At 63.8% G+C, this 2,099-nt stretch carries 1 protein-coding gene and 2 pseudogenes; 2 read left to right on the top strand and 1 reads right to left on the bottom strand.

The genetic code is table 11. The features are described 5' to 3' along the window. Positions 1-67 precede the first annotated feature (67 nt). Positions 68-759, top strand: a pseudogene (locus MKK65_RS09350) (IS3 family transposase); the annotation flags it as partial. Between the two features lie 2 nt (positions 760-761). On the opposite strand, the pseudogene MKK65_RS31540 reads toward MKK65_RS09350, so the two are convergent. Further along, positions 762-929, bottom strand: a pseudogene (locus MKK65_RS31540) (hypothetical protein); the annotation flags it as partial. Positions 930-1,139: 210 nt separating this feature from the next. Between MKK65_RS31540 and MKK65_RS09345 the strand changes: the two are divergent. Next, positions 1,140-2,087, top strand: coding sequence for an IS110 family transposase (locus tag MKK65_RS09345; RefSeq protein ID WP_243957228.1), 948 nt, complete (start codon positions 1,140-1,142; stop codon positions 2,085-2,087). The last annotated feature ends 12 nt before the right edge of the window (positions 2,088-2,099 follow it).

Here is a 2,099-nt window from a genome sequence, read left to right as displayed (position 1 = left end):
ACTGGCCTGCCTCCATAAAAGCGGTGCTCCTTGAAGTATGGCTTTGGGCCATGTGGAGGATGTCGTCATGGGACGGAAGAAGCCTACGGCTGAAGAGATGGTCTCCAAACTGCGCCAGGTCGATGTCCTGGTCTCGCAGGGCCGTAAGGTCGCCGAAGCAATTCGATCCATCGAGGTGACAGAAGTCACGTATTACCGCTGGCGTTCCGAGTACGGCGTTCTGAAGGGCGACCAGGTCAAGCGGCTGAAGTCTCTGGAGACAGAGAACCAGCGCCTCCGTCGAGCGATCTCCGACCTGACCTTGGAGAAGCTGATTCTGAAGGAAGCCGCCTCGGGAAACTTCTGAGCCCGGCTCGCCGCCGGGCATGTGTCGACTTCGTCGTTGCCGAGCACGGTGTGTCCGAACGCTTCGCTTGCCGTGTCCTGGGCCAATATCGTTCGACCCAGCGCAAGGTCGCCGTCCTGACCGAGGACGAAGCTGCTTTGACGGGCGCCATCGTCGCCCTGGCGCTGCAGTATGGACGCTACGGCTACCGTCGGATCACGGCCCTGCTCCGACGTGACGGCTGGACGGTGAACGTGAAGCGCGTCGAACGGATCTGGCGGCGCGAAGGGTTCAAGGTCCCAGCTCGCCAGCTTAAACGGGCACGCCTTTGGCTCAACGACGGCTCCTGCCTTCGCTTACGGCCCAAGCGTCCCGATCACGTCTGGTCCTACGATTTCGTCGAGCACCGCACGCACAACGGGCGCAATTACCGGAATAGTAGCGTATGCCGCCGGAAGGCGACGACAACCGCCTCGTCCTCCACGCTCAGCACGCTGGAGCGCGGCTCCTTCGGTCCCATGCGCGCGTCCGTGCTGGTTGGGCGCGAACGCCACTTCTGCACGGTGGTCGGGCTGATCCCGTGTCGTTGGGCGGCGGCCCTCACGCTCTCTTGACGAGCTTGGATTGCCCGACGGACCGCCTTGTATCTTGAAGTTGCCCGCTGGCGCGAAGCCAGCGAGGTTACACGGTGAGGGTCAGCCTGTGTCCGTCTGGGGCTCTCAAGCCAGCGACAGAGCAAGGTGCGGCCCTCACCGCCACAGTCCCGAACCCGGACAGCCGCTCGGGCCCGAGCCCGCATTTGCAAGGTAGGGTCATGGACGAACAACCGACCATCTTCGTTGGCATCGACGTGTCCAAAGACCGTCTCGACGTTTATCTCAGGCCGTTGGACGAGGCCTTCCATGTTCCTCGGGACGCGAAGGGGCTTGAAGCTTTCGCGCGCCGCTTCACCAGCCTCCCGGTTGCCCTCGTCGTCCTGGAAGCCACTGGCGGCTTCGAGGCGAGCGTAGCTGCAGCACTCGCCGCAGCCGGGCTGCCGCTCTGCATCGTCAACCCGTGCCAGATCCGCGACTTCGCCAGAGCCATGGGCCGGTTGGCAAAGACACACACGCTCGACGCCGAGGTGATCGCCCTCTTCGCCGAACGCATCAGACAACCGGTCAGGCCTTTGCCGGAACCGGAGAGACGGCACATCGCCGAGCTCGTGAGCCGGCGGCGGCAGATCATCGGGATGATCAACATGGAGACCAACCGCCGCGATCAAGCCGTGGACAAGCAGCTGAGCCGGCGGCTTAGCCGCCACATCGCCGTCCTGGAAAAAGAGCTCGTCGTGCTCGATGGGGATATCGGCCAAACCATCAAGGCCTCTCCCGTTTGGTGCGAGACTGAGGCGTTGCCCAAATCCGTTCCCGGAGTTGGAGACGTCACCGCGCGCACGCTTCTGGCTCGGCTGCCTGAACTGGGCACTATCGGTCGCCACCAGCTCGCGGCTCTTGTCGGCATCGCTCCAATCAACCGCGACTCTGGCCTGATGCGGGGCCGGCGATCCATCGCGGGTGGGCGAACATCTGTGCGAGGCGTACTGTACATGGCTGCGCTGACTGCAATCCGGCGAAACTCTCCGTTCTGGCCCTTCTACGAGCGGCTCACTGGGCGTGGCCGGCTGAGGAAGGTCGCCCTCGTGGCAGTGATGCGAAAGCCCCTGGTGACGCTCAACGCCATCGTCCGCGACCGCACGCCCTGGCAGCCCCTCGAGACTTGACCTTCAACACAG

It is taken from the genome of Methylobacterium sp. J-001 (genome assembly GCF_022829565.1).
Lineage (GTDB): Bacteria > Pseudomonadota > Alphaproteobacteria > Rhizobiales > Beijerinckiaceae > Methylobacterium.
The sequence above is the reverse complement of the archived record's forward strand: the minus strand, read 5'-3'. Positions and strand labels throughout refer to the sequence as shown.